The 23,488-nt window shown below is 70.2% G+C and carries 29 protein-coding genes; 14 read left to right on the top strand and 15 right to left on the bottom strand.

From position 1 onward, the window contains the following. Nucleotides 1-334 precede the first annotated feature (334 nt). The 6 genes from AC060K_RS14700 to AC060K_RS14675 form a co-directional block, all read right to left on the bottom strand. A complete protein-coding gene (locus AC060K_RS14700) occupies nt 335-601 on the bottom strand; it encodes a Txe/YoeB family addiction module toxin (protein ID WP_483766146.1) in 267 nt (88 codons plus the stop codon). Next, nucleotides 598-849 carry a type II toxin-antitoxin system Phd/YefM family antitoxin gene (locus AC060K_RS14695; protein ID WP_483766145.1) on the bottom strand — a complete coding sequence of 84 codons (252 nt, stop codon included), beginning with the start codon at nt 847-849 and terminating at the stop codon, nt 598-600. The genes AC060K_RS14700 and AC060K_RS14695 overlap by 4 nt, the downstream gene beginning before the upstream one ends. Nucleotides 850-941: 92 nt before the next feature. After that, entirely contained in the window at nt 942-1,313 is a 372-nt protein-coding gene (locus AC060K_RS14690) for a hypothetical protein (RefSeq protein WP_483766144.1), read from the bottom strand. A gap of 337 nt (nt 1,314-1,650) precedes the next feature. Beyond that, nucleotides 1,651-2,220 (bottom strand): peptide deformylase, encoded by a 570-nt coding sequence (gene def, locus AC060K_RS14685; RefSeq protein WP_483766143.1) that lies wholly within the window; start codon nt 2,218-2,220, stop codon nt 1,651-1,653. Beyond that, nucleotides 2,217-3,695 (bottom strand): helix-turn-helix domain-containing protein, encoded by a 1,479-nt coding sequence (locus tag AC060K_RS14680; protein WP_483766142.1) that lies wholly within the window; start codon nt 3,693-3,695, stop codon nt 2,217-2,219. Before AC060K_RS14680 ends, def begins: the two co-directional genes overlap by 4 nt. A gap of 120 nt (nt 3,696-3,815) precedes the next feature. Then, nucleotides 3,816-4,589, bottom strand: a complete 774-nt coding sequence (locus AC060K_RS14675; protein WP_483766141.1) for an HAD family hydrolase — start codon at nt 4,587-4,589, stop codon at nt 3,816-3,818. A 435-nt stretch (nt 4,590-5,024) separates the two neighbouring features. Between AC060K_RS14675 and AC060K_RS14670 the strand changes: the two genes are divergently transcribed. From AC060K_RS14670 to AC060K_RS14660, 3 genes are all read left to right on the top strand, one after another. Beyond that, complete coding sequence (locus tag AC060K_RS14670; RefSeq protein WP_483766192.1) at nt 5,025-5,522, top strand: VanZ family protein; 498 nt, start codon at nt 5,025-5,027, stop codon at nt 5,520-5,522. A gap of 34 nt (nt 5,523-5,556) precedes the next feature. Further along, nucleotides 5,557-5,709, top strand: a complete 153-nt coding sequence (locus tag AC060K_RS14665) for a hypothetical protein (RefSeq protein ID WP_483766140.1) — start codon at nt 5,557-5,559, stop codon at nt 5,707-5,709. 233 nt (nt 5,710-5,942) lie between these two features. Next, the gene (locus AC060K_RS14660; RefSeq protein WP_483766139.1) at nt 5,943-6,467 is read left to right on the top strand and encodes a hypothetical protein; all 525 of its coding nucleotides are present in this window, start codon (nt 5,943-5,945) and stop codon (nt 6,465-6,467) included. Between the two features lie 112 nt (nt 6,468-6,579). Here the strand turns inward: AC060K_RS14660 and AC060K_RS14655 are convergent, their stop codons facing one another. The 3 genes from AC060K_RS14655 to AC060K_RS14645 form a co-directional block, all read right to left on the bottom strand. After that, nucleotides 6,580-6,939 (bottom strand): signal peptidase I, encoded by a 360-nt coding sequence (locus tag AC060K_RS14655; protein ID WP_483766138.1) that lies wholly within the window; start codon nt 6,937-6,939, stop codon nt 6,580-6,582. 74 nt (nt 6,940-7,013) lie between these two features. Then, the gene (locus AC060K_RS14650; RefSeq protein WP_483766137.1) at nt 7,014-7,562 is read right to left on the bottom strand and encodes a cyclophilin-like fold protein; all 549 of its coding nucleotides are present in this window, start codon (nt 7,560-7,562) and stop codon (nt 7,014-7,016) included. A gap of 121 nt (nt 7,563-7,683) precedes the next feature. Continuing rightward, a complete protein-coding gene (locus tag AC060K_RS14645; RefSeq protein ID WP_483766136.1) occupies nt 7,684-8,703 on the bottom strand; it encodes a zinc-dependent alcohol dehydrogenase family protein in 1,020 nt (339 codons plus the stop codon). Between the two features lie 169 nt (nt 8,704-8,872). Here AC060K_RS14645 and AC060K_RS14640 point away from each other — a divergent pair, with 169 nt between their 5' ends. Genes AC060K_RS14640 through AC060K_RS14630 form a run of 3 tightly spaced genes read left to right on the top strand, consistent with a single transcriptional unit; the run spans nt 8,873 to nt 11,545 of the window. Then, complete coding sequence (locus AC060K_RS14640; RefSeq protein WP_483766135.1) at nt 8,873-9,790, top strand: helix-turn-helix domain-containing protein; 918 nt, start codon at nt 8,873-8,875, stop codon at nt 9,788-9,790. Nucleotides 9,791-9,850: 60 nt separating this feature from the next. Continuing rightward, complete coding sequence (locus AC060K_RS14635) at nt 9,851-10,831, top strand: HNH endonuclease (protein WP_483766134.1); 981 nt, start codon at nt 9,851-9,853, stop codon at nt 10,829-10,831. 45 nt (nt 10,832-10,876) lie between these two features. Beyond that, entirely contained in the window at nt 10,877-11,545 is a 669-nt protein-coding gene (locus tag AC060K_RS14630; protein ID WP_483766133.1) for a hypothetical protein, read from the top strand. A gap of 12 nt (nt 11,546-11,557) precedes the next feature. On the opposite strand, the gene AC060K_RS14625 is transcribed toward AC060K_RS14630, so the two are convergent. Genes AC060K_RS14625 through AC060K_RS14615 form a run of 3 tightly spaced genes read right to left on the bottom strand, consistent with a single transcriptional unit; the run spans nt 11,558 to nt 13,353 of the window. Further along, on the bottom strand, nt 11,558-11,794 hold the full coding sequence (locus tag AC060K_RS14625; protein ID WP_483766132.1) for a hypothetical protein: 237 nt from the start codon (nt 11,792-11,794) through the stop codon (nt 11,558-11,560). Beyond that, entirely contained in the window at nt 11,785-12,789 is a 1,005-nt protein-coding gene (locus AC060K_RS14620) for a protein NO VEIN domain-containing protein (RefSeq protein WP_483766131.1), read from the bottom strand. Before AC060K_RS14620 ends, AC060K_RS14625 begins: the two co-directional genes overlap by 10 nt. Nucleotides 12,790-12,843: 54 nt before the next feature. After that, on the bottom strand, nt 12,844-13,353 hold the full coding sequence (locus tag AC060K_RS14615; protein WP_483766130.1) for a DoxX family protein: 510 nt from the start codon (nt 13,351-13,353) through the stop codon (nt 12,844-12,846). Nucleotides 13,354-13,465: 112 nt separating this feature from the next. Between AC060K_RS14615 and AC060K_RS14610 the strand changes: the two genes are divergently transcribed. From AC060K_RS14610 to AC060K_RS14595, 4 genes are all read left to right on the top strand, one after another. Next, a complete protein-coding gene (locus AC060K_RS14610; protein WP_483766129.1) occupies nt 13,466-14,047 on the top strand; it encodes a TetR/AcrR family transcriptional regulator in 582 nt (193 codons plus the stop codon). A gap of 78 nt (nt 14,048-14,125) precedes the next feature. Beyond that, nucleotides 14,126-15,061 carry a prolyl aminopeptidase gene (gene pip / locus AC060K_RS14605; protein ID WP_483766128.1) on the top strand — a complete coding sequence of 312 codons (936 nt, stop codon included), beginning with the start codon at nt 14,126-14,128 and terminating at the stop codon, nt 15,059-15,061. A 58-nt stretch (nt 15,062-15,119) separates the two neighbouring features. Further along, nucleotides 15,120-16,421: an MFS transporter gene (locus AC060K_RS14600; protein WP_483766127.1), complete on the top strand. Its 1,302-nt coding sequence runs from the start codon at nt 15,120-15,122 to the stop codon at nt 16,419-16,421. Between the two features lie 198 nt (nt 16,422-16,619). Then, complete coding sequence (locus AC060K_RS14595; RefSeq protein ID WP_483766126.1) at nt 16,620-17,771, top strand: epoxide hydrolase family protein; 1,152 nt, start codon at nt 16,620-16,622, stop codon at nt 17,769-17,771. 99 nt (nt 17,772-17,870) lie between these two features. On the opposite strand, the gene AC060K_RS14590 is transcribed toward AC060K_RS14595, so the two are convergent. After that, the gene (locus AC060K_RS14590; protein WP_483766125.1) at nt 17,871-18,824 is read right to left on the bottom strand and encodes an ADP-ribosylglycohydrolase family protein; all 954 of its coding nucleotides are present in this window, start codon (nt 18,822-18,824) and stop codon (nt 17,871-17,873) included. Between the two features lie 246 nt (nt 18,825-19,070). On the opposite strand from AC060K_RS14590, the gene arfB reads away from it, so the two are divergent. From arfB to AC060K_RS14575, 3 genes are all read left to right on the top strand, one after another. Beyond that, on the top strand, nt 19,071-19,517 hold the full coding sequence (gene arfB, locus AC060K_RS14585) for an alternative ribosome rescue aminoacyl-tRNA hydrolase ArfB (protein WP_483766124.1): 447 nt from the start codon (nt 19,071-19,073) through the stop codon (nt 19,515-19,517). A 112-nt stretch (nt 19,518-19,629) separates the two neighbouring features. After that, nucleotides 19,630-20,256: a TetR/AcrR family transcriptional regulator gene (locus AC060K_RS14580; RefSeq protein WP_483766123.1), complete on the top strand. Its 627-nt coding sequence runs from the start codon at nt 19,630-19,632 to the stop codon at nt 20,254-20,256. A gap of 78 nt (nt 20,257-20,334) precedes the next feature. Beyond that, entirely contained in the window at nt 20,335-20,763 is a 429-nt protein-coding gene (locus tag AC060K_RS14575; RefSeq protein ID WP_483766122.1) for an organic hydroperoxide resistance protein, read from the top strand. Between the two features lie 24 nt (nt 20,764-20,787). On the opposite strand, the gene AC060K_RS14570 is transcribed toward AC060K_RS14575, so the two are convergent. Beyond that, on the bottom strand, nt 20,788-21,750 hold the full coding sequence (locus AC060K_RS14570) for a DUF5937 family protein (RefSeq protein WP_483766121.1): 963 nt from the start codon (nt 21,748-21,750) through the stop codon (nt 20,788-20,790). A gap of 96 nt (nt 21,751-21,846) precedes the next feature. On the opposite strand from AC060K_RS14570, the gene AC060K_RS14565 reads away from it, so the two are divergent. After that, nucleotides 21,847-22,275 carry a cupin domain-containing protein gene (locus tag AC060K_RS14565; protein WP_483766120.1) on the top strand — a complete coding sequence of 143 codons (429 nt, stop codon included), beginning with the start codon at nt 21,847-21,849 and terminating at the stop codon, nt 22,273-22,275. Between the two features lie 64 nt (nt 22,276-22,339). Here the strand turns inward: AC060K_RS14565 and AC060K_RS14560 are convergent, their stop codons facing one another. After that, nucleotides 22,340-23,392: a hypothetical protein gene (locus AC060K_RS14560; RefSeq protein WP_483766119.1), complete on the bottom strand. Its 1,053-nt coding sequence runs from the start codon at nt 23,390-23,392 to the stop codon at nt 22,340-22,342. Between the last annotated feature and the right edge of the window lie 96 nt (nt 23,393-23,488).

The following is a 23,488-nucleotide window of genomic DNA, read 5'->3' as shown; positions in this document are numbered from 1 at the left end:
CCGAATCCTTGCAGAGCTGGGCCTTGCTATCGAGATGCTGCTCCCGCAGGGCCCTGTGGGCTATGAGCCATTATCGGATATGGATCGATCGCACTTGGTTGCGCGTTAATTCAGTGGCACAAGTCCTCGCTACTGAATATCGTGCCTCTCGATAAGAGTGCGAACTGGGGCACTACTCCGAAGGGGATGCGGTACTACGAGCTGCTGATCGAGACGACCGCAGCGACCGCGACGAGTTCCGCGCACTCAGAACTGGCGCGCCGGCCGATGACGACATCTACGAGTTCGGCGGCGTCGCCTCGCCGGGCGGCCGACTCCACGCCGACGCAGGCGGTCAGTCGTTCGTGTAGTGGTACCGGGCCGCGACCACAACGAGGTCATCGTTGTCGACGAAGTACACCAGGCGGTGCTCGTCGGTGATACGCCGTGACCACAGTCCCGAGAGGTTCGCCCGCAGCATCTTGGGCTTACCGATCCCGTTGAAGGGGTCTTCGCGGCGGATGTCGTCCAGAAGCAGGTTGATCCGCTTGAGGACCTTGCGATCCGCGGCCTGCCAGTAGACGTAGTCAGCCCAGGCGTGGTCGGTGAAGACGAGCCTCACTCGCCGCGGTCCAGCTCGCGCTCGCTCACGTCACCCCGGCGGGCCTGGACTAGGGAGTCGAGGATCCACTCGGAATTGACCGACGACCGCAGGAGGTAGTTCGTCTCCTGGATCGCGTCCCACTCGTCCTTGGAGACCAGGACCGCGCTCCCGGCACGCGAGACAATCTCGACTGTGTCACGGTCGTCGTTGACCTGCTTGATCAGTCCGAATAGGTTCCGGCGGGCATCGGAGGCGGTGACAGACACGGGCAACCCCTTCCACGAGTGGTACCCCCTGACGGTACCAGAAGGATGCTCGGCCGGGGACCTGTCGATACCACCGGGCGCGGGGGCGGCCGTTACCGGTAGAAGTCGGCGAGAACGGAGGCGACCGTCTCCTTGACCGTCTCGTGCTGCCAGTCCGCGATCATGACGAAACTGCTGATGTACGCGGCGTCCAGGCTCGTACCGGAGCGGGCGAGAAGCCCGGCCAGGGGCACGCGCAGCTCGGCGACGATCTCCCGTGGGGCGACCCGGACTCCAGCGGTTTCGGGCTGCTTCAGCGCCCTGTTCACCTCGCCTGCTGCGTTCTCGAGGTTCGCCTCCGGGTCGGAGCTGTTGTGCACGTCCCAGAGGTATTGGAACGCCGCAGCCTGGCGCGGTCCCAGGTGCGACTGGTACTCCTCCAACCTCCGGGGGAAGACACTGGCCGGGCGGATCGAAGGAAGCATGGCCCAGACCATATCCCGTGGCGAGGCCGCCCGACGAGCGCAAACATGTCGGTGCCATGTCAGCGGACACGCCAAGATCCCTGTAGGCGGACCTGCTGACGGACAGCTGATCTCCCTGTCCTGAGGTTCCTGGGGCCGTGTCGGTCCCGTCGTGAGGCGCCCTTCGGGGTTCTGCTCGTGGTCTTCCGCCACCACAGGGAAGCCGTTCTGCATATCGATGACGACCAGTGCCGGGCGGGTCAGGTGGTTGGTCTGCATGTTTACCGCCCCTCGTCGCGCAGGGCAGCCTGTGCCCTACGTAGGAACTTCCGGCCGTGCTGCTGGGGCACGTTCGGGCTCAGAGTGCCCGCCCACCGTTGCGGTTCTGAAGCCAGTTCTGGACCGTCGTCAGCGTCGTCATGTCCGTCATCCGATCGACGAACTCCACCGCGTCGAGGTGGTCTGTCTCATGCTGGATCACGCGCGCGACGTACCCCTGGTAGTCCCGAGTCACACGCTCCCCCTCACGGGTCGTGTACTCGACAATGATCTGCTCTGCGCGAGGCACCTCGCCCAGAAGCCCGGGGACGGAGAAGCACCCCTCCCAGTCCGTCACCTGCACCTCCGAGCGATCGGTGATGACAGGGTTGATGAGTTCGATCAGTGGACGCTCAGGTCGGTCGGGAAAGACGTCCGTCCGACGCACCTCGACAACGGCGACGCGGACGGATGCTCCGATCTGCGGCGCGGCAAGGCCAGCACCGTTGAGCGCCCGCAGCCGGGTCACCATCGTGTCCAGCAGTTGCAGCGTCGCCAGGTCGACGTCGACGTCGCTGGTGGGCGCCTTCAAACGAGGATCACCGATCGTGACCACACCTTCTCCGGCGATCCCGGCGATCCAGTCGGCGTCGCTGTGAGCAAGGGTCATCGGGTTCCTCCTCGGAACGGGCCGGTAGGTATGACAGGAGTCGACGGCAAGCTCGCCGCGTACACGTCTCGGCAGGCCGCCACGCGATGGGCGAGCCGTCGGCTGACTATGCGGTAGTCGCTACGACCAACGAGAGACGACAGCGCAAGGGATTCTTCACGTCCGAGGAGTTGAACCGACAGGAATCCCTGGGTCACGGCGTCATCGAGCGTGCGCACTGCCTCGTCGAGCTGACCAAGCTCGGCGAGGACATGAGATCGGCGGTAGGTGAGATAGGCATTTTCCGGCTCGGATACCTTCACACGATCGGCAAGTTCGCGCGCGTTCGCGGTGTCTCCGACGGCAGCGTGCATGTTCGCCGTCCACACCAAGACTCGGAGATTCGTCGCGTCGTCTCCGTCAGCCGCGACCCTCGCAATCCCGTTCTCCCACGCGGCTCTTGCCGAGGTCGGGTCCCCGTTCTCTCTATGGAGGTAGCCGAGCAACGTCCAGAGCGTGACGTCCTGCTCATCGATCTGGCATGCATCGCTCGCGATTCGGATTGCTGTGCGCAACCCGTCGGGCACGCTCCGTGATGCCATGACAAGGGCCCACCTCGTGTTCGCATCGCGGGGATGACGCTCGAGGTGACGCTCGCCAAGGGCAAGGGCGTGAGCATGTTGACCGGTGAGCATGTAGCACCAGACAGCGAGCTTTGTCGCCGAGGGATTGGTCGGATCCACGCCCAGCACCGAGTTCAACAAAGGAATGGCATGCTCAGCGAGGCCAGCGTTGTTGAGCGCCCGAGCGAAGGTGATCGCCGCTTCAAGGCTGTCCGGGTGACGCTGATGTACGTTCCGCCCAGCGCTCAGGCCCTGCTCGTGCCAACCCATATCCCATGCGACGCGCACGAAGGTCAGGTGAGCGGGGACAGAGTCGGGATCGGCGATCATTGCCGCCTCCACATCATCGATCGCGCTCGACAATGCACCGGAGTGCTTGGCCCAGCCGGCGAAGTACTGCCGCCAGGTCGCGTATCCCCTCCCGGCGATCGCTCGCGCGAACGACGGATCGTTCCGTGCGGCGCGATCCAGGAGCGTGCGAGCGATCTCGATGTCGGGACCGTGGTTGTCAGCAAGGAGCGCCTGCCCGCGGAGATAGAGCTCATAGGAGCGCTCGTCGGCGGGGCCAGCAGGACGACGCTCGTTGCCATCCAGGGCCGCAGAGGACACGGCCGGTCCGGACGCATCTCCCGTTCCCAACAGCACGTCGACGACCTCAGTCTCGATTTGAAGGGCCTTGGCGATCCTCGGGCGCTGCCACGGGTGCGGGATCGTCTGACCGGCCTCCCAGCGCGCGACCGTCGTGCGTTCGACCCCAAGCTCGGAAGCGAGGCTCTCCTGAGAGTGTCCGACAGCACGACGGCGCTGCTGGAATGCGATCCGCCGGCTTCTCGCAGGCTTCGCCTCCTCGGTGCGGACGACTGTGCTGGTCACGACACGCAGCCTCCCATCAGCTCCCGCCCCGCGCGTGGTGCACGCACCGGATGCCACAAAACTGCGACACAAGTTCTCTGCCGCAGCGGAGCGCCGAAGCGCTGCCAAGCGCCGCGCTACTCACGAACCCAAGAGCGAACGCAGAACGGCCGCGGCGCCGTCCTCCCCGATCGTGCCGGTGACCTCGTCGGCGGCCGCCCTCACCGCCGCTGACGCGTGCCCCATGGCCACTCCCCTGCGAGCCCATCTCAGCGCCTCGATGTCGTTGAGGCCGTCCCCGACCGCGACCGTCGCCTCCGCTGGGACGTGGAGCCTGATGCGGAGCGCTTCGAGCGCGGCGGCCTTGGTGACTCCCGGGCCGGTGACATCAAGCCAGTCTTCAGACGCCGGCGTGACGGTCACGTCACCGGCTCCCACCACGGCACGATGCTGAGAGAGTCCCGCAGCCTGCAGCACGACCCTGGTGGCCGGACTCGCAGAGAGGTCCGCGACCGACGACACCTTCTGCTCGCCGTTCAGCAGCACCGCGTCGAACGGTCGATTCACGCGCCAGCCCCAGCCCGGCTCCTCAACCGCGATGCCAACCGTCTCGTCGAGAAACACAGCACGGCGGATGACGGCTCCAGGATCGAACAGTTCGGTGCGCACGAACCGGTAGCCGCCCGGCGCCCGCGGCTCGAGGTGCACTGTCAGGGCACCGTTCGAACACACGATGTAGCCGTCGGTCAGGCCCAGCCGTTCGGCGATCGGCGTCGCCCCGACCAGGGAACGTCCCGTCGCGAGCACCAGCTGGTGCCCAGTCGCGCGAGTGCGTTCCACGGCGGTCAGCACGGCCGAGGAGATCGTCCCGTCGGCTGCCAAGAGAGTGCCGTCGATATCGAGCGCGACGAGCATCGGCGGGACTGCTTCGACGTCGGACGACGACGTTCTGATGGGAGGCTGCATGGTCCACGCTCCAGGGGGTTCGGATGCGTAGCCCACGGCGTCTCGGCGGCGGGCTCGCGCACTCCCCCATCGAACCCGCGGCCCCAAGACCTCTGTAGCGCATCGGCGCGGCCACTACGTCGCAGCCTTGACGCACGTCGGGCCCTGGCCGGCCGACGGCACGTTCCGCTCAGGGTGGAAGGCGCATCGGTCCACAATGTGCACATGCAACTCTCCGAGTCACGACCGCGCTCTCGCCTTCTGAGGTTCACGCTCCTCGGCCTCGCTCTCCTCGGCCTGGCGAGTGTCGTCTTCGTGCTGCGGCGTCCGCTCATGATGTCTGCTCCGGCGTGCCTGGCCGGTCGGTGGCACGGATGCTTCGACACGTTCAACGGCGTGCTGCTCATGACGCTGGTCGGCTTGCCGTTGGCCGCCCTGATGGTGTGGGCGCTGACGCGTCGTCGGCGTGCTGCGGGCGTCACCTCACCGTCGCGGTTGTCGCTGGCTGAGGTCGGCATGGTCTACGGGACCGTGCCGCTGGTGTGGTTGACCCTGATGCCAGGCTCCGGTGCGGGCACCGTCCCGGGTCGGTTGAGCCTCGTACCGCTGCGAGACCTGCTCGAGATGGGCACCGTGGGGATCATCGGCAATCTCCTGGTCCTGGCGGCACTCGGCTTCTTCGCGCCGATGCGGTTCGCAGCCCTGGCGTCCCTGCCGCGGATCCTGGTGCTCGGAGTGGGCTGTTCGATCCTGATCGAGACGGCGCAGTACGTGCTGCGACTGGATCGGGTGTCGTCCGTGGACGACGTGCTGCTCAACGCCTCGGGCGCCTGGTGGCGAACGACGGCCGAAGCGCCGTCACCTCACGGCCGACAGGCGCCGGCACCGACGGGACGTGCATAGTGTTGAGGTCGGTTCACATCTGAGGGGGTTGCTGATGACTGGCTTGTGGGGTGCGCTCTGGGGCCGAAAGTCCCGCGCGACGAGCTGGAAGCGTGGTCTGTGGGGATCCACGACGAAGGGTCGCAGCAAGAACCTGGCCAAGGGACTGTGGGGGACGAGCAAGCGCCGCAAGCGCGGCCTCTGGTGAGTAGGCGCTGAACGGTTCCCGCGGGGCCGAGATGCTGCTGGCGATCTGGCTACGCTGGAGCGCCCTGCGGACGCCGATGTTCAACGTCAAGATCGTCCGCTGACCGGAGACCTTCCGCGCGAGCCACGCGAGCCGCGGCGACCTAATCGATTCTTCGTCCTTGTTCGGCATTCAGCGGTCCCTGAGCGTTCCCGTGCGGGCAGCTGGTGCCCGCACGGGAAGGAGATGTCTCTATGCGTTCGATCATGAAGAGGTCGCTCGCCGTCCTGGCAGGCGTCATGCTCACCGCCACGGTCGCGGCCGGTCCGGCAGCCGCGGCCCCCGCGCCCCAGCCCCCGGGCCCGGTCCCGACCAAGACGGTCACGGTCACCGAGAAGACCCTCGTCGCCTCCCAGGAGGTGAGCACGGTGTGGTCCAGCTACGAGGCCTGCGGACGCGCCAGTGCCCCGTACCTCCAGGCCGGACCGTGGACCGAGTACCGTTGCGACCTGCTCTGGGGCACCTACACCAACGGTGCCTGGAAGCTCCGCCTCTACGACTACGACTACGTCACCGTGACCAAGACCGTCCCGATGCAGTGGACGATCGTCGAGCGCAACAACACCGGGTACGTCTCCAACGGGGAGGCCTGCGACCGCACCGGCTACTCCATGGACAGCCAGAGCACCTACTGGAACGGCTTCGTGTGCCAGCGTGAGCCCAGCATCTACGACCCGAACATCTACCGCCTGTACCTCACTCGGAGCGACTGGGCCTGACCCAACGGGTGAACCAGCCGGAGGGCCGACCCCGCGGTCGGCCCTCCGGGGCCTTTCCGCGGTACGCACAGCTTCACGGCGTGCCGCTCGTCTGGTTTGCCCCAGCCAGTTGTCAGCCGGCCGACGGCCAGCGGACCGTGAGGACGACCGAGTCGGCCTCGGCCTCCCACGAGTGGTCGATCCCGGGTCCCCAGACGACGTAGTCGCCCTGCCGCTCCAGGACGACGCTTCTAGTGGTCAGGTCCACCCGGAACCGTCCGCTGATGAGCAAGGACAAGGTGGTGCGCTGGTCGTCGGCGGTCCACTCCGGCCGCCGCTGTCCCTTCGGGTGGATGCCCCACTTGACCTCGAGGTCGCCGGTCTGGCGCACGGTCGAGCCGGGGGCCTCCGGAGCGATGAAGTGGCCCAGGAGCCATCCGCGATGCTGGTCGGCAGCATCGTTCGCGTTCCCGGCGTACCAGTTGTCGGACACTCGTCCTCCAGATCGGTGTCGGATGGTGAGACCTGCGTCAGGCCCTGGCCCGTGCGCAGTTCGTCCGCTCGACCTCAGCCGACGACCTCGATGGTGACATCCCCGCCTTCAAGGAGGGACAGCTCCTCTTCGGTGGCGTCGTAGGTGCCGAGGTGCAGGGTGGCGTCGGAGTACCCGACGCTGTCGGCGTTGTAGTAGAAGCCGAGGTTTCCCCAGGATGTGAAGTAGATCAGGTCACCGTTCTCGGGGTCGGAGCCCGGCGATCCGGCGTGGTCGAGCTCCCGTGGCAGGTAGGCGATCTTCTCCCGACCGGCGAACTCCTCGAACGGCACGCGAAGCGGCAGCATGGACAGAAAGTCGCGGACTCCGGGGCTGTTCTCCCCGATGGTCACGTCGATGCTCGTCCGGTCGGAGGTGAACCGCACGACGGTTCCGACAACCGGGTCGGGCACCTGGGCGACCGCAGCGGCCGACGGCGTCGGCTGCTGCGGCGTGGCCGCGGGCGCTGCGGCGGAGCCCGTGCTGGGGTTCTGTGTCGGCTGCGCGTCGGGGCTTGTGGCACAGGCGGAGATCGCGGCGATCAGCATGGTTGTGACAGCCGCGGCGAGGACACGGCGGCTCATCAGGACTGCTCCCCTGCCTGGGCTCGCTCTACGCCGCGAGCGGTGGGGACGGCGGGTTCGACGTTCACGGGAACCTCCTGCGAGGGGGCGGCCGGACAGGGATCCGGCCGCCCGGTTCGGGTCAGACGGTGAGGAGCACCTTGGTGGCGCGGCGCTCGTCCATCGCCTTGTAGCCTTCGGCGGCGTCCTCGAGCGGGAGGGTCAGGTCGAACACCTTGCCCGGGTCGATCTTCCGGTCCCAGATGAGCTGGATGAGCTCGGGGAGGTACTGCCTCACGGGCGCGGCGCCTCCGTGCAGGTGGATGCCCGCGCCGAACAGCTCGAGGCCGTCGAGCGTGACGTCGTGCGAGACGCCGACGAAGCCGACGTGGCCGCCCGCCCGGGTCGCGCGGATCGCCTGGTGCATCGACTCCTGCGTGCCGACGGCTTCGACGACGCTGTGCGCTCCGAGGCCGCCGGTCAGCTCCTTGATCCTGGCGACGCCCTTCTCGCCGCGCTGCTCGACGACGTCCGTCGCGCCGAACTGGCGGGCGAGGGCCTGACGGTCGGCGTGGCGCGACATGGCGATGATCCGCTCAGCGCCGAGCTCCCTGGCTGCGAGGATGGCAAGCAGCCCGACCGCGCCGTCACCGACGACCGCGACCGTCTTGCCCGGCCCCGCCTGGGCCGCGACCGCCGCGAACCACCCGGTGCCGAGCACGTCGGAGGCCGCCAGAAGAGACGGGACGAGCTCGGGATCGGGCCGGCCGGGTGTCGCGACGAGCGTCCCGTCGGCGAGCGGGATGCGGGCGTACTCGGCCTGAGTGCCCAGGGTTCCCATGAGCGTGCGGTGCACGCAGTACGACTGGTAACCCGCCTGGCAGATCTCGCACGTGTTGTCGGACGACCAGAACGAGCCCACGACGAAGTCGCCGACCTTCACGTTCTTCACCTCGGCGCCGATCTCGGTGACGACGCCGACGTACTCGTGGCCCATCGGTGCGTGGTCGACCGGCTCGGCGCCGCGATACGGCCACAGGTCGGACCCGCAGATGCACGACGCGGTGAGCTTGATGACCGCGTCGGTGGGCTCGAGGATCGTCGGGTCCTCGCGGTCCTCCACCCGGACATCGCCGGGCCCGTACATGATGACTCCACGCATGATGGTGGCCTTTCTTCGTTGACTGCCCTGCCACCACTGGGCCGCGATGGCGGGGTCGGAGCGGTCATGCGATCCAGGCTCTCTCCACTCCCACGGGCGCGGGAGTCTCTGACGAGAGGTGTACCGGCAGGGCACCCCGTGACCGACCCGGCAGGCCTAGCCTCGTCATATGGAAAACCGATCTGAAGTGCGGGAGTTTCTGATGACCCGCCGCGCGCGGGTCACCCCCGAGGCGGCGGGCGTCATCGCCGGTAGCAACCGTCGCGTCCCCGGCCTGCGCCGCAGCGAGGTCGCAAGCCTGGCCGGCGTGAGCGTGGAGTACTACTCGAAGCTGGAGCGCGGCGCGATCGCCGGCGCCTCCGCGTCCGTGCTCGACGCCGTCGCCCGCGCACTGCAGCTCGACGAGACCGAGACCGCCCACCTGCTCGACCTGGCCCGCGCCGCTGACGGCATACCGACCAGCGGCCGCTCTCGACGGCGCGGCAGCAAGTCCGCAGTACCGCGGCCGAGCCTCCAGTGGGCCCTCGCGTCGATCACCGACGGGATCGCGTTCGTCCGTGATCCCCGCCAGAACCTGCTCGCCACCAACGACCTGGGCCGAGCCTTCTACTCCCCGGTGATCGGCGACGGCGGACGCACCCCCAACCTTGCCCGGTTCCAGTTCCTCGACCCCGCAGCGAGAGAGTTCTACCCCGACTGGGAGAAGTTCGCCGAGATGTGCGTCGCGATCATGCGCTCCGAGGCCGGCCGCGACCCCCACGACAAGGCGCTGCAGGACCTCGTCGGAGAGCTGTCCACCCGCAGCGCCCACTTCCGCACACTGTGGGCGGCACACAACGTCCGCACCCACGGTGCCGGCACCAAGCGCTTCCACCACCCCGTCGTCGGCGAGCTGGTCCTCGCGTACGAGGAGCTGGCGCTCACCGCCGAACCCGGCAGCGTGATGCTCATCTATACCGCCGAACCCGGTTCCCCCTCCGCCGAGCGGCTGCGGCTGCTGGCGTCCTGGAGCGCCCGGCACCCGAGCGAGGCGGGCGCGGGCGGTGCGGCGCTCGCGGCGGGCGATCCCGCGACAACGGTCGAGTGACGGTGCACGCCTGACAGAAGTGCCGGACCCGACAGGTCGTGGCTGTGCCAAGCTGTGCGCATGGAGAGCGTCGTCCCGCAGCGTGCGTGGTTGCTCATGGCCGCGGGCGACAATCGCGGGCACGGCGGCAACTCAGGCTACGACGACCAGATCGGCGCGTACTACTCCTGGGACAGCAACGTCCCGAACCACAAGAACCTCGCGGTCGGCGACCCCGTCGCACTCTGGGACAAGGAACGGCTCCTCGGCGTCTCCGTGATCGAGGCGATCACCACCGAGCCCGGATCGAAGACGCTTCGCCGCTGCCCGAAGTGCGCCACGACCAGGATCTCCGAGCGCAAGAACGCGGTGCCGCGGTTCCGGTGCATGAAATGCCGAGACGAGTTCGCCGTCCCGGTCGTCGAGGAGGTCGAGGTCACCCTCTACCGGGCGCGGTACGACGCCGCCTGGACCGACCTCGACGGACTCCTCACCCAGGACGAGCTGCGCTCCCTCGCGACGAACCCCGGAGACATCAACGCGATGCGGCCCCTCGACTGGGCCAGGTTCCGCGACGCGCTCCTCGCGCGGCACGCGGACCGAGCCGTGGACCGGGTCACCGGCCGCATCCCGGAGGCTTCATGGCCCAGGCCTGACGAGCCGCATCTCGAGTTCACCCACGGCTTCCACCACGCACTCGTGCGGGTCCGCCGAGGCCAGCGGCAGTTCCGTGAGCAGCTGCTCGCGGGCCAGGGCAGCGTGTGCGCCTTCACCGGCGGTGCACCTGCCCGTGTCCTGGAGGCGGGGCACCTGTACAGCTACGCCCAGCTCGGCACGCACTTTCGCCATGGCGGGTTGATGCTGCGCCGCGACGTCCACCGGCTCTTCGACGACGGGCTGCTCGCGGTCGACCCGGGCCGACTACGGATCGACGTCGCACCGGACCTGGCGGCGTTCCCCCAGTACGCGCAGCTGCACGGCGTACCGCTCGCGGTCCGGGTCCGCAACGAGCAGGTCGAGTGGCTCGACAAGCACTGGAACGAGCACCGCGTCGCGCCCTGAACCGGACGAGGTGCCGCCCGGTTCCGGGTGGGGCAAGATCCACCCGTGCAGATCGAAGCGATGAGCAACAACGGGACGACGCCGGACGGCGTGCTCATCCGCGCCGAAAGAGTGGAGCCGGACGGGACCCTTGCGATCGACTCGCTGGTGGTGATGCGCCCGCAGCCCGACATCCTGATGAGGTTCCGTCAGCGGGTCGAGTACCAGCGCACCATCCGCGACTGTCACTACTGGGAGTCGACCCTCGAACCCGGCGGCCACAAGAGGCAGTTCACGCGCGATCAGCTTCCCCGCGGCCTGTCCCTGCCGCTCGTGCCGTCGTTCGCCCGGTACCTGCTGGTGCTGGAGCTCGCGTCCATGCCGGGCGACTGGCTCGAGTACTTCCAGGTCGACGAGAACGACCCGGCCGAGCCCAAGCACGCCATGCTCGTCCGCACCCCGCTACAACCGTCGGAGGCGCCTGACGACACCCGGTCCGACGCCTTCCGTATCGACCTCCTGATCGAGGGCGTGCCGGCGACCGCCTACTGGTGCGACGACGAGGGGGTGGTCAGCGGCGACTTCATCCAGCACGCCCCGCCACCCATCGGGCGTGTCTCGGGTCTGTGGTGGCGCACGACGTGGGAAGACGTCGCCCCGTGGCTGGACGCCGAGGCGCGTGCCGCAGTCGAGGCGTCGGGTCTCCTCGAGTACCCGGGAACGGTTGACTCGTAGTTTCGTCGGGGGTCAGATGCCGAAGACGTCGTTGAGAATCTTCCGCAGCTCCCGGGCAGCCTCGAGATCGAGGTCGTACACCTGGGCCGGTGTGCTGTCCGGCGCGCGGTTCTCGGAGTAGGTCCGCAGCACGAGCATCTGGCCGTGCTCGTCGCTGATCGTCTCGAAGAATTCGCAGTCCGCCGTCTTCCGGTTCAGTCGCAGGTCGGTGGTCTCGGCACGAGGCGTGAAGTTCCGGATCAGTGCCACGTGCCACCGCCGTCGTCGTCCGTCGCCCCGGAGGAAGGCTCCGCTCCGGCCGTACGGGGGCGGACGCGATATGCGACGGCGGCGCGGGGCGCGGCGAGGACGTCCTCGCGCGGCACGACATGAACCCGGTGCTTGCGGCTGTCGAGGGCACCCGTCACCGCCACGAGCACGAACGCCGGGTCCTCCTGGGCACGCCAGAACTCCTTGGGAGTCAGGTTGAACACCAACCGATCCCCGCGGATGCCCTTCACCTCCACCTTGCGCACCTCTCCGCCCTTCTCGAACTCGAGGTCGTACCCGACACCGTCCAGCTGACGATCTCGCGTGAACCTCCAACCGGAGCGTTCAAGGGTCCGCTTCACCAGCTCGACCGCGCTGCGTTCGATCGCGCGGTTGAGCGCGGGCGACGACGACGGCCGTGCAGGCAGCTCGACGGTCTCACTGGCCCCCGTCAACGTGCCGTCGTCACTCTCGCTGTACGTCGGACGCAGCTCAGGTGCGGGCGTGAGCCCGTCGTGATTCAGGGGAGGAAGGTCGATCACATCGTCGGTGGACCAGAAGAGGTCCACCGCCGGGGGTTCCTCCGAGGGTTCCAAGACCCCGTCGGACTCAGCGATCGTCCCAGTGTCGGTGGGTCCAGCGGACGACCTGCCGGACAGGCGCATCGCCTCCGTGCCGAAGACCTCTTCCATGAGCGCAAGGAGCTCGAGCCCGCCACGCTCGTCGAGCTGGATCGTCTGGCTGCGCTTCCCCTGGCTCTGGCGCTGCACGGAACCAGTGGTGGCCAGTTCGAGCATCCGCCCGCGCTGGGCATCGTCAAAGGAAGCGAACACACACTCGGTCTCCGACAACGGTCGACGCCGCGCAGGAGCCTCGACACGGACGAACTCGCGGATCACGACCACCGAACGCCCCCGCACCTGCGGCCCATAGGTCCGTTCTCCTGTCGCGTCACTGCCGGAAGGCGTCGATGGAGCGTTGCGGATACGCAACATCCCAGGTCAACCTAGCGTCGTGCCGTCGACAGCCGCAACGGAGGAGGCGCGCCGTCACCCAGCCGAAGCCACCTCCGCCCGCTGCTCACCCACCTTCGCCGCCCGACGCTCAGTCGCCGCTCCCAGCGCCACGGCGATGTAGAGGATCTGCTCGGGGATCCGCTGCCACAGAGGGCTCGCGGGTTCGCCGGCGAGCTCGATGCCCTCTGTCGCGGCGTACACGTTCCCGGGAAGCAGCGCGATGAACAGCAGCACCAGGCCGAGCCCGGCCCATCGACGCGTCGAGCCGACGACCAGACCCACAGCGCCCGCGAGCTCCAGGATGCCGGTCAGGTAGATGATCGCGGACGGGAACGGCAGGCCCGGCGGCACCATCGCCGCGAGGTCGTCGTGGTTCGGCATCACGGTGACGTCGCCGGGAGCGAAGTGCGCGCTCGCGGTCATGACCAGCATCACCGCGAGCGCGTGGGCGCCCGCGGCACGCCACGACGCGAACCGGCGGACCCCCACAGCGCCGAGGCCGCGGAACACCAGCAGGGAGACGAGAAGGACGACGACGGTCATGCGAACTCCCAGATCTTGACACTGACTAGTTAGGTGCGCAACGAAAAGGTAGGGCCGGATCCGCTATCTTGTCAATGACAAGTTCTGGACGCGCGACTCGAAGGGGCACCCGATGAAGACCGCCTACCACCACGGCGACCTCCGCCGGACGATCCTCGCGGCAGCCGTCGAGGCCATCCGCGAGTCCGGCGTGGACGGCTGGAGCATGAGGGAGCTGGCTCGTCGCGCCGGGGTGTCCCACGCAGCACCCGCCCATCACTTCCAGGACAAGGCCGGCCTGTTCACTGCCCTCGCGGCCGAGGCGTTCGGGCTTCTCGCGGACACGCTCGAGAACAGCGGCGAAGACTTCCTCGAGTCCGGCCTGGCGTACGTCCGCTTCGCCGTCGAGCACCCTGTCCACTTCGAGGTGATGTTCCAGCGGTCGCTCTATCGGGCCGACGACCCCGACGTCCACGCGGCCGAGGAACGCGCGGCCGCGATGCTGTCGCGCGGCGCCGGCCTCGCCGCCCACGTCGGCGCTGCCGGCACCCCCGACGCGCCCGGCACCCCCGACGCGCGGAGCGTCGCGCTCGCGGGGTGGTCGATCGCCCACGGCTTCGCGAGCCTGTGGCTGGGCGGTGCGCTCGGCTTCCCCACCGGCACGGACCCGGCGGAGGCGGCCCGACCGGTGCTCGCCCGGATCGTGCCTCGATGAGCCGGCAGCAAACAGCGTCGCTGTTCCGACATTCCGCTCTCTGCTAGGCACCACGACGCGGTGCGCTACCGTGCCCAGATGCATCCTCCGATCCAGCCCTTCCAGACCGGTCACCTCGCCCGTCCCGACGGTACGGAGATCTACTGGGAGACGTCCGGCAACCCGGCGGGCAAGCCTGCGGTGTACCTGCACGGCGGTCCGGGGGGCGGGCTCGGCGGCGGGTACCGGCGCTGGTTCGACCCGGAGAAGTACCTCGTCGTCGGGCTCGATCAGCGCGGCTGCGGGCGTTCGCGCCCGCTCGTGTCGGACCACCCCGAGACGCTGGCCACCAACACGACCCAGGCTCTGATCGACGACCTCGAGGCGCTGCGCGACCACCTCGGCGTCGAACGGTGGCTCGTCACCGGCGCCTCGTGGGGTTCGACCCTTGCCCTCGCCTACGCCCAGGCGCACCCCGAACGGGTGAGCGAGATCGCACTGTTCGCCGTCACGACCACGAGCCGGGCCGAGGTGGACTGGATCACCGAGCACGTCGGGCGCATCTTCCCCGAAGCCTGGGACAGGTTCGCTGCCACCGTCGAACGGCGCGACGGCGAACGCGTCGTCGACGCCTACGCCCGCGTGCTGCGCACCGGGACCCGCGCCGAGCGGGAACGCGCAGCCGCCGCGTGGGGCGACTGGGAGACCACGCACGTGTCTCTCGATCCCGCGTGGGAGCCGGGACCCTTGTTCACCGACCCGCAACGCCTGCTGGACTTCGCGACCCTCGTGGCGCACTACTGGTCGAACGACGCGTTCCTCGGCCACCACGGCATCCTCGACCGCATGGACCGGATCGCCCGGCTGCCTGCTGTCCTGCTCCACGGTCGTCGTGACGTCAGCGGTCCGGCGGTGACCGCGTGGCAGGTGCACCAGGCCTGGCCCGCGAGCCGCCTGACGATCGTCGAGGACGAGGGGCACGGCGGCCCCACGACCGTCCGCCTGATGGCCGAGGCCATCGACGGCTTCGCCTGACCGCTCACCCCACGAACGGGCACGTCACCGCGCCCGGCCCGGCGCATAGTGTCCGTCCGTGCCCGTCGACGCGGAGTCCTCGCCCCTGCCCGTCGTGACCCGCGCCCGCTGGTCGCTCATGGTGATCTTCCTGCTGTACGGCGTCACGCAGATGGGCTGGCTGAGCCGGCTCCCCTCGATCCGCGCGAGCCTCGACATCTCGTCCGCGCAGCTCGGCACCTTCCTCATGGTGGGGGCGGCCGGATCGCTGGTGTCGATCCTCGCCTCCGGCGCCGTCGTCACCCGCTACGGCAGCAGGGCGACGCTGCTGGCCGGCGCCGTCGGGAACGGCGTCGGGCAGTGCGTCATCGCCGTCGGGGTCGGGACCGGGTCGGTACCGCTGTTCGTCGTCGGGGTGCTCCTCAACGGTCTGACGGGAGCAGCGATGAGCACCCCCATCAACATCAGCGCCGCGGGGATCGAGCAGAGCGTGCGGCGGGCGATCATGCCCCACTTCCACGCCGCGTTCTCGGTCGGCGCAGCCCTCGGGGCGCTCGTCTCGGCCGGTTGCTCAGCCGCCCAGGTGCCGGTCGGCGTCCAGATCGCCGCGGTCGCCGTCGTCGTGGCCGTCGTGCGCCTGGTCCTCGTGCCGCCCGCGACGGTCCTCTCCCCCGGCCCGGCCCCGGCAGGCGGCACGACGGCGGGCGGCCCAGCGGGCGGCACGACGGCAGGTGAGCCGTCGTCGGGCAAGCGTGGCGCGCCGCTCCGGACCGCGCTCCAGGCGTGGACCGAGCCACGGACCGTCCTCATCGGGCTGGTGCTGCTGGCGAGCGCGCTGTCCGAGGGATCGGCGGGCCAGTGGCTGTCGATCGCCGTCGTCGACGGCTTCCACGTGCGCGAGGCGCTCGGCGCGGCCGCGTACGGCACGTTCGTCGTGGCGATGACCGTCGTCCGGTTCAGCGGGACGCACCTCATCGACCGGTACGGCCGCGTCGCCGTGCTGCGCGCGTCGGGGGTCGCCGGCCTGGTCGGGCTCCTCGTCTTCGGCCTCGCGCCGACGTGGTGGCTCGCCTTCCCGGGCATCGTGCTGTGGGGCCTCGGCTCGGCGCTCGCGAACCCCATCGCGATGGCCGCGGCGTCGGACGACCCGGACCGCGCCGCGGCGCGGGTGTCGGTGGCGTCGTCGTTCATGGGCTTCGCGGCGATCAGCGCGCCGCCCATGCTCGGGCTGCTGGCCGACGCCGTCGGCGCCCGCCACGCGCTGATGGTCATCGCCATCGCGATGGTGCTCAGCGTCAGTGTCGCGGGGCAGGTGCGGCCGCAGCCCGCGGCCCCTCAACCGCAGGCCAGAACGACAGCGCCCGCCACGGACCTGGTGTGAGTACGAACGGTCACTCTGCGTGACATTGTCAACCAGGAGTGACACCGCCAGTGGCACAGGTTCCCTTCCCAGGCGACGCCGTCCGGGAAGGCCTCGCCGTCACCCCTTGCTGAAGCGGACAGTACCTGACCGCAATGCCGAGGAGTGTAGGTCGTGACAGGACGGCGGCCCGCCGTCCCCAGCGAGCAGGGAGTCACGATGAGCGCCATCACGCCCTTCACCGTCCGGTTCGACGACGAGGCCGTCGCCGACCTGCGTGACCGCCTCGCCCGGACCCGGTGGCCGTCCGAGCCCGCCGGTATCGGGGCCGACCAGGGCATCCCCCTCGCCGCCGTACGTCGCTGGGCCGACCGCTGGCGCGACGGCTTCGACTTCGCCGCCGCAGCGGCGCGGTTCAACCAGTTCCCGCAGTTCACCACGGACGTCGACGGTCAGACGGTGCACTTCTGGCACGTCCGCGCCGCCGACGGCGCACCCCGGGCCACGAGCGAGGCGCTGCTCCTGCTGCACGGCTGGCCGTCGTCGGTCCTCGAGCTGGAGAAGGTGGTGGGTCCGCTCACGGACCCCGCCGCGCACGGCGCGCCGGAGGGCACGGCGGCGTACGACGTCGTCGTCCCCTCGCTCCCCGGCTACGGCTTCTCCGGCCCGACGACGGAGCCCGGCTGGGACAGCGCGCGCATCGCCGCCGCCCTCGCGGAGCTGATGGGCGTGCTCGGCTACGAGCGCTGGGGCGTGGCGGGCGGCGACGCCGGAGCGCTCGTCGCACGCGAGGCCGGCGCCCTCGGCCCCGACGGTCTCACGGGGGTGCACGTGCTGCAGTGGTTCGCGTTCCCGTCGGGCGACGAGGCCGAGGCGGCACGGTTCACCGACGCGGACCGGGAGAGCCTGTCAGGCGGGAACCTCGCCGAGTTCCAGGCGAAGAACGGCTACCACGACATCCAGTCCAAGCGGCCCGGCACGCTCGCGTTCGCGCTGGACGACTCACCCAGCGGCGTCCTCGCCTGGAACGCGGAGCTGTGGAGCGGGTTCGGCGAGCAGGCCGACCACGTCGACGTCGACGACTACCTCGCGCACGTCTCCACGTACTGGTTCACAGGGACGAGCGGGTCAGCGGCACGCCACTACTTCGCTGACGCGCGGTCCGGCGCGGGCTACCGGGACCTGCCCGTGGAGGTTCCGGTCGCCGTCGCCGTCTTCCCGTGGGACTACCGGTCCGTGCGGGCGTGCATCGAGCGGTCGGCCAAGAACCTCGTCCGGTACACGGAGATGCCGACCGGCGGGCACTTCGCGTACGTCACCGACCCGGAGCTGGTGGTGGACGACCTGAGGGCGTTCTTCGGCACGCTCTGAGGGCTGGGGTGAACGCGCCAGACAGCTTCCGGGGTCGCCTACCGGCTCGTCGACGACCCTGGAAGCAGTCTGGCGCGTTCACCCCCGGCGTCGCCGCCGCTACGTCCGGGCGTCGCCCGGTACCCAGTCGGGCAGCGGCTCGCGGTGCGAGAGCCACGGCAGCGGCACACCGACGACGTCGTCCCGATCGCCCACCCCGGTGAACGCGCCCACGATCCCGCCCACGATCGCGGCCGTCGTGTCAACGTCTCCGCCGGCCTCGACGCACGCTGCAACAGCCGTCGGGTAGTCCGTGAGCCGGGTCGCCGCGACCCAGAGGCAGAACGGCACGGTGTCCTGCGCGGAGACGCGCGCACCGTTGCCGAGGGTCCACGCTGCTTCCTCAACGGACGCTCCGAGCAAGGTGCGCGCTTGCGCGATCCCCTTCGAGGTGGCTCCCTGCACCAGATACGGTCCGACGGCGTCCAGCACCTCGCCCGGACCGGGTGTCACCCCGTCGAGGCGCGCCCGCGCGACGAACGCCGTCGCCACCGCGACGACCACCGCTCCAGCGATCCCCTCGGGGTGCGCGTGCGTCACCTCCGAGGCCAGGATCGCCTGCTCCGCTGCCTTGCTGAGCTCCCCGGCGTAGAACGCACCCAACGGTGCGATGCGCATGGCCGCGCCATTGCCGTAGGAACCGGTCGGGAACGCCGCGACTGCGGCCTTCCGCCAGGGCACGCCGTCACGGATCTGGTGGAGCACCTGCACCGCGCCCGCGCCGTACCCCCGGTAGGGGTCGCACCGCTCCGCGAAGTCACGCGCGATCCGGTCCTGGTCGATCCCGCCGTGGGCGAGCACCTCGGCGACGACCGTGCATGCCATGTCAGTGTCGTCAGTCCACGGCCACTCACCGTCGGGCACGAGGCCGTCCGCGAGGAACGCGGCCGGGTCGTTCGTCGGAACAAAGAACTGTGCGCCCAGAGCATCGCCGACGGACACCCCGGCGAGGCTCTCAGCACACAGCTCGGCACGCTGGCGAGCAGTGAGTTCGTTCGGACGATCCTGGGACACAGCCAGATCCTGTCAGGCCGAGGGCCTGACGACCACCCGCCAGGGCAACCGTCGGACCAGCTCACCAAAGTGCGAGGCCTGCTCTGTGGAACGCGCCAGACTGCTTCCACGGTCGCGAACGGGCCCGTAGACGACCCTGGAAGCAGTCTGGCGCGTTCACCCCCGCGTCGCCGCCGCCCCGCCGTCACCACCCCGCCGCACCGCCGTCGGTCGCGAGCCCGTCCCGCCGCGCGAGACCATGTACTCATGCCCTCCCCCGTCCGCCCCGGTCTACCGGTCACGTCCGCGCTGACCATCCCGCGGGCCGAGCTCACGGAGCGATTCTCCCGGTCCTCCGGGCCGGGCGGCCAGGGCGTGAACACCACGGACTCGCGGGTCGAGCTGTCCTGGGACGTCGCGCGGTCCGCCGTGCTGAGCGACGCGCAGCGCGAGCGCGTCGTCAGCCGGCTCGGGGAGCGCCTCGTCGAGGGCGTGCTCACCGTGGTCGCCTCCGAGCATCGCGAGCAGCGGCGCAACCGGGACGCCGCCGCGAAACGCCTCGTCGGCCTGGTGGCCGAAGCACTCGCTCCTCCCCCGCGGGCCCGCCGCGCCACGCGGGCGACGCGAGGCTCGCAGGAGCGGCGGCTGGACGCGAAGAAGCAGCGGTCCGCGACCAAGCAGCTCCGCTCGGGCAAGCCCCGGCGCGACGACTGACCGCGGCCCCGGCCGCGGCCCCGGCCCCCAGCCCCCAGCCCCCAGCCCCCAGCCCCGGCGTAGGCTTGCGAAGAGAGATCATCGGCAAAGACACGCGGGAGCGGGTGGCGGGATGAGCACGACCTTGTCGGGCGGGCCGACGGCGAGCGCTGCCGACCCCGGGACGGCCCGCTCGGTCCGCGACCGCATCCTGGACGCGGCGACCGACCTGTTCTACACGCAGGGCATCCGGGCGGTCAGCGCCGACAAGATCATCGAGCGCGCGGGCATCACCAAGGTGACGTTCTACCGGCACTTCCGCACCAAGTACGCGCTGGTCGTCGCGTACCTTGACCGGCAGGCCGAGTGGGAGCGCGGCGCGCTCCGGAGCCTGCGCGAGTCCGCGGGCGACGACGCCGAGGCGCTGCGCCAGTTCGTCGCCGCGATCGGCGCCGTCAGCTGCAGGCCGGGTTTCCGCGGGTGCGCGTTCATCAACGCGGCCGCCGAGTACGCCGACCCGGAGGCGCCCGTCCGGAAGGCGGTCGCCCAGCACCGCGCCTGGTACAGGGAGACGTTCACGGACATGCTCGGTGCGATGGGCGTGACCGCGGCCGCGGAGGCCGCCGACGAGATCATGATGCTGCGCGACGGCGCGATGGTGGCCGGCTACCTCGACGAACCGGCCCGCGTGGGCGGGGCCCTGGAGCGCGCGGTCTTCGCCGTGGTCGACGCCGGGCGGGCCCGCGGCACGTCGAACTGAGCAGTCCCGGATGCTTGCCCCGAGACACCGCCGCCTCCTAAGGTAGGGGTACTAGTTCGTCTACCTTGGGAGCAGCGCATGGCCGACAGCCTCTACACCGCGATCGCAACCTCCACCGGCGAGGGCCGGCGGGGCGGTCGTGTGGTGTCCGACGACGGGATCCTCGACGTCACGCTCGCCATCCCCGCCGAGATGGGCGGCGCCGGCGGCGCCACGAACCCGGAGCAGCTGTTCGCCGCGGGGTGGTCCTCGTGCTTCCACAGCGCGCTCAAGGCGGTGGCCGCCGCACAGAAGGTGTCGATCAGCGACTCAGCGGTGATCGCCGAGGTGAGCCTGCACCCGCTCGAGGGTGGCCGGTTCGGCCTGAGCGCCGCGCTGCACGTCGAGCTCTCCGGCGTCGACCAGGAGACCGCCGACCGCCTGGTCGAGGCAGCCCACCAGGTCTGCCCCTACTCGAACGCCACCCGGGGCAACATCGACGTGACGATCGACGCGACGGTCGCCTGACCGCTCCGCGGGAGCGGCCGAGCATCACCGCCGCGGCCGGCCCGCGTCCAGGAGGGCGCGCCCGGCCGCGGTGAGCTCGTGCGTGACCGTGCGCCCGGCCCGGCTGCTGTCGACCAGGCCGGCCTCCCGCAGGACCGTCAGGTGCTCGCTCGCCGTCGCGGCCGTGACGCCCACCAGGCCGGCGACGACCGCGGTCTGCAGCGGCGTGGTCAGCGCGGCCAGGATCGTGGACCGGGTCGAGCCCAGCAGGCGGTCCAGCGACCTCGGGGTGGCGGGCGCCGCCCACAGGTACCGTCCCGTAGCGGGGTAGTAGATCGCGGGAGACCAGTGGTCGGCGGTGGTGCACTGCACCCGGTCGGTGATGAACAACGACGGCACGAGGAGGAGCCCGTCCGGGCAGTCGACGCGGAGGTCGACCGCCGCGTCGACGGTGATCGTGCCACCGTCGCTGGTCACGGAGGGGTGCAGCCGCGGGACGACCGCGCGCAGCCCTTCGCGGCCGACCTGCACGGCCCGGTCCAGCAGCTCGGCCCGGAGCGCCTGACGCATGGACGGCCACTCCGGCTCGACGGCCGCCTTCCAGAGGCGCCGCACAGCGGCGGCGGCGTCGGCGCGGGCTCGCTCGGGATCGTCGAGCAGCCGACGCCGGTCCTCCGCCCCGTGGGCCGCCGTCGCGTCGACCAGCTCGGCACGCACCTGGTCGACCGGGGTCGCGAGGAGAGCGGCGAGGCCGTCGTCGAAGGTCGGTTCGCTCGACCTCGGCGACGGGTCGAGGAAGTCGGGCCGGTAGGCGCCGTCGGCCATGAAGACCGTCAGGGCCGACAGGTCCAGGCCCGCCAGCCGCTGCCGCCGGCGGCGCAGCCACGGGTGAAACACGGGGTGACGCCGCGGCTCCGTCAGGAGCCGGGCGAGGCTGACCACCTCGTGGACCGGCGACATCGCCCAGCGCACCCCCGCGGCGCCGGCGCCCAGCCTGTAGCGGATCATCGCCACATTGTCGGCTGCGCCCTCGGCCCGGACCAGACTGTTCGGCCAGGGCCGAATCGAGCGCAGCACCAGGTGTGCGCCGCCGAGACTCCCGTCATGACACACGACAGCACGCGAACCATCCGGCTCGGCGCCAGCGGGGCAACCATCGAGGTCGTCGCCGGCCCGGACGACACGGACGGGGCCGTCAGTCTCTATCGCTGGCGGATGGCACCGTCGAGCCGCGGACCGGCACCGCACTTCCACACGACCTTCAGCGAGACGTTCATCGTCGAGGAGGGCGAGGTCGACTTCTTCGACGGCACCGCCTGGCGCACCCTGCGCCGCGGCGACACGGCGTTCTCCGCGAGCGGATCGGTGCACGGGCTCCGTAAGGAGCGCGCGGAGCCCGCCACCATCCTCATGGTGCTCACGCCGGGCGTGCGCCGCGAGGACTACTTCGCGCAGCTCGCGACCGCGCAGGAGCACGACCTGGACCGCCTGCACCAGGTCCACGACAACCACTTCCTCAAGGACGAGCGGTGACCGCGCCGATGGTCACCGCTGTCGCCACCGTGCTGGCCGGCCTCATCGGCGACGCCTGTCCGGCTCAGCGACACAGGCCGTCGACCCACGCTTCGAACTCGGGCAACCCCGCGGTGGCGTCGGCGATGATCTCCTCCGCCGGCCGTCGCCTGTCGGCCGCAAGGCGCTCGGCCGCCTCCATGAGTTCGGGGATCGGCCGGACGACGCGACCGGGATCCGCGTGACGACGGCCGTTGGTGCGGCGACGGTCCAGCACGTCGCGCGGACCAAGGCCGAGGGCAAACAGCCACAACGCGTCGTAGGCGTCCGCGGCCAGGACCGCGACGTCGCCGTCCGACCCGAGGAAGACCACCGGCTGGTCGGCAAGGGCGGCGCCGTCCCGGACGATCCACGCCGCGGCGTACCCCCCCGCCCCGTCGCTCCCGAACGGACGCAGGTCGTCACCGCCGACATCCGGGTTGCCGGTGTAGTACCGGAACCACCAGCCCGTCTCGAACGGGGCTTCCAGGTCCTGGTACGGCTCGAAGTCGACACCGCGGCCGTCGTCGTAGTCGTACGAGGCGTCCATGATCGCGCGCAGCGGGGCGGGCGCCTCCAAGGGCTTCGGGAGGGCGCACACATCGCGCAGCCATGCGCGGACCTCGTCGACGTCGGGTTCCAGCAGGCCGAAGCGCCGGTCGAGCCGGCGCAGCAGGGCCGGTCCCGTGTGGGCAGCCTCGACCCATTGCCGGTCGACCTCGCCGATCTCGTCGTCGAGCCAGACGAAGGGGCGGCCTGCCGCCATCCGGACCAGCGCCGTCGTCTTCCAGTGCAAGCCCGCCGGCGCCGGTTCGGCGTCCTGGGCGTCGTCGAAGCCGAGCACCGGCAGGCGCGGGAAGCCGAGGAACGGTGACAGGACATCGTTCGCTTCCTGCCCCCACGCGGTAGCCCACACCAGGTCGCAACCCAGGGCCCGGAGCTGGAACCCCAGCGTCGGCGGGATCCGGCCGATCAGCGGGTTCGACCGGTCACGCCACTCGTCCCACCCGTCGATCACCTCGGACATCGACGTTCCGCCGAGCGGCAGGATCGTCCCGTCCACATCGAGGAACACCAGCGGACGCTGCGTCGTGGTCATGAGCGCACACCGTACCGGCGCGGCGGCGACCGCAGAGACGCCTCTCGCCCCGGGGATCACGTCGATCCCCGGGGCGAGAGGTACTACCGAACGGGT

The organism is Antribacter sp. NEAU-D49, assembly GCF_057158775.1.
Note: the sequence above shows the minus strand (reverse complement) of the source record. Positions and strands in the feature narration are given on the sequence as shown.

What these genes read in the sequence shown, in the direction of transcription:
- AC060K_RS14640 (WP_483766135.1), top strand. Translation starts at nt 8,873, where the DNA reads ATGGAAAACCGATCTGAAGTGCGGGAGTTTCTGATGACCCGCCGCGCG.
- AC060K_RS14610 (WP_483766129.1), top strand. Translation starts at nt 13,466, where the DNA reads ATGAAGACCGCCTACCACCACGGCGACCTCCGCCGGACGATCCTCGCG.
- AC060K_RS14595 (WP_483766126.1), top strand. Translation starts at nt 16,620, where the DNA reads ATGAGCGCCATCACGCCCTTCACCGTCCGGTTCGACGACGAGGCCGTC.
- AC060K_RS14670 (WP_483766192.1), top strand. Translation starts at nt 5,025, where the DNA reads ATGACGCTGGTCGGCTTGCCGTTGGCCGCCCTGATGGTGTGGGCGCTG.
- pip (WP_483766128.1), top strand. Translation starts at nt 14,126, where the DNA reads ATGCATCCTCCGATCCAGCCCTTCCAGACCGGTCACCTCGCCCGTCCC.
- AC060K_RS14615 (WP_483766130.1), bottom strand. Translation starts at nt 13,353, where the DNA reads ATGACCGTCGTCGTCCTTCTCGTCTCCCTGCTGGTGTTCCGCGGCCTC.
- AC060K_RS14575 (WP_483766122.1), top strand. Translation starts at nt 20,335, where the DNA reads ATGGCCGACAGCCTCTACACCGCGATCGCAACCTCCACCGGCGAGGGC.
- AC060K_RS14645 (WP_483766136.1), bottom strand. Translation starts at nt 8,703, where the DNA reads ATGCGTGGAGTCATCATGTACGGGCCCGGCGATGTCCGGGTGGAGGAC.
- AC060K_RS14620 (WP_483766131.1), bottom strand. Translation starts at nt 12,789, where the DNA reads ATGTTGCGTATCCGCAACGCTCCATCGACGCCTTCCGGCAGTGACGCG.
- AC060K_RS14570 (WP_483766121.1), bottom strand. Translation starts at nt 21,750, where the DNA reads ATGATCCGCTACAGGCTGGGCGCCGGCGCCGCGGGGGTGCGCTGGGCG.
- arfB (WP_483766124.1), top strand. Translation starts at nt 19,071, where the DNA reads ATGCCCTCCCCCGTCCGCCCCGGTCTACCGGTCACGTCCGCGCTGACC.
- AC060K_RS14660 (WP_483766139.1), top strand. Translation starts at nt 5,943, where the DNA reads ATGCGTTCGATCATGAAGAGGTCGCTCGCCGTCCTGGCAGGCGTCATG.
- AC060K_RS14580 (WP_483766123.1), top strand. Translation starts at nt 19,630, where the DNA reads ATGAGCACGACCTTGTCGGGCGGGCCGACGGCGAGCGCTGCCGACCCC.
- AC060K_RS14635 (WP_483766134.1), top strand. Translation starts at nt 9,851, where the DNA reads ATGGAGAGCGTCGTCCCGCAGCGTGCGTGGTTGCTCATGGCCGCGGGC.
- AC060K_RS14675 (WP_483766141.1), bottom strand. Translation starts at nt 4,589, where the DNA reads ATGCTCGTCGCGCTCGATATCGACGGCACTCTCTTGGCAGCCGACGGG.
- AC060K_RS14565 (WP_483766120.1), top strand. Translation starts at nt 21,847, where the DNA reads ATGACACACGACAGCACGCGAACCATCCGGCTCGGCGCCAGCGGGGCA.
- def (WP_483766143.1), bottom strand. Translation starts at nt 2,220, where the DNA reads ATGACCCTTGCTCACAGCGACGCCGACTGGATCGCCGGGATCGCCGGA.
- AC060K_RS14690 (WP_483766144.1), bottom strand. Translation starts at nt 1,313, where the DNA reads ATGCTTCCTTCGATCCGCCCGGCCAGTGTCTTCCCCCGGAGGTTGGAG.
- AC060K_RS14665 (WP_483766140.1), top strand. Translation starts at nt 5,557, where the DNA reads ATGACTGGCTTGTGGGGTGCGCTCTGGGGCCGAAAGTCCCGCGCGACG.
- AC060K_RS14650 (WP_483766137.1), bottom strand. Translation starts at nt 7,562, where the DNA reads ATGAGCCGCCGTGTCCTCGCCGCGGCTGTCACAACCATGCTGATCGCC.
- AC060K_RS14560 (WP_483766119.1), bottom strand. Translation starts at nt 23,392, where the DNA reads ATGACCACGACGCAGCGTCCGCTGGTGTTCCTCGATGTGGACGGGACG.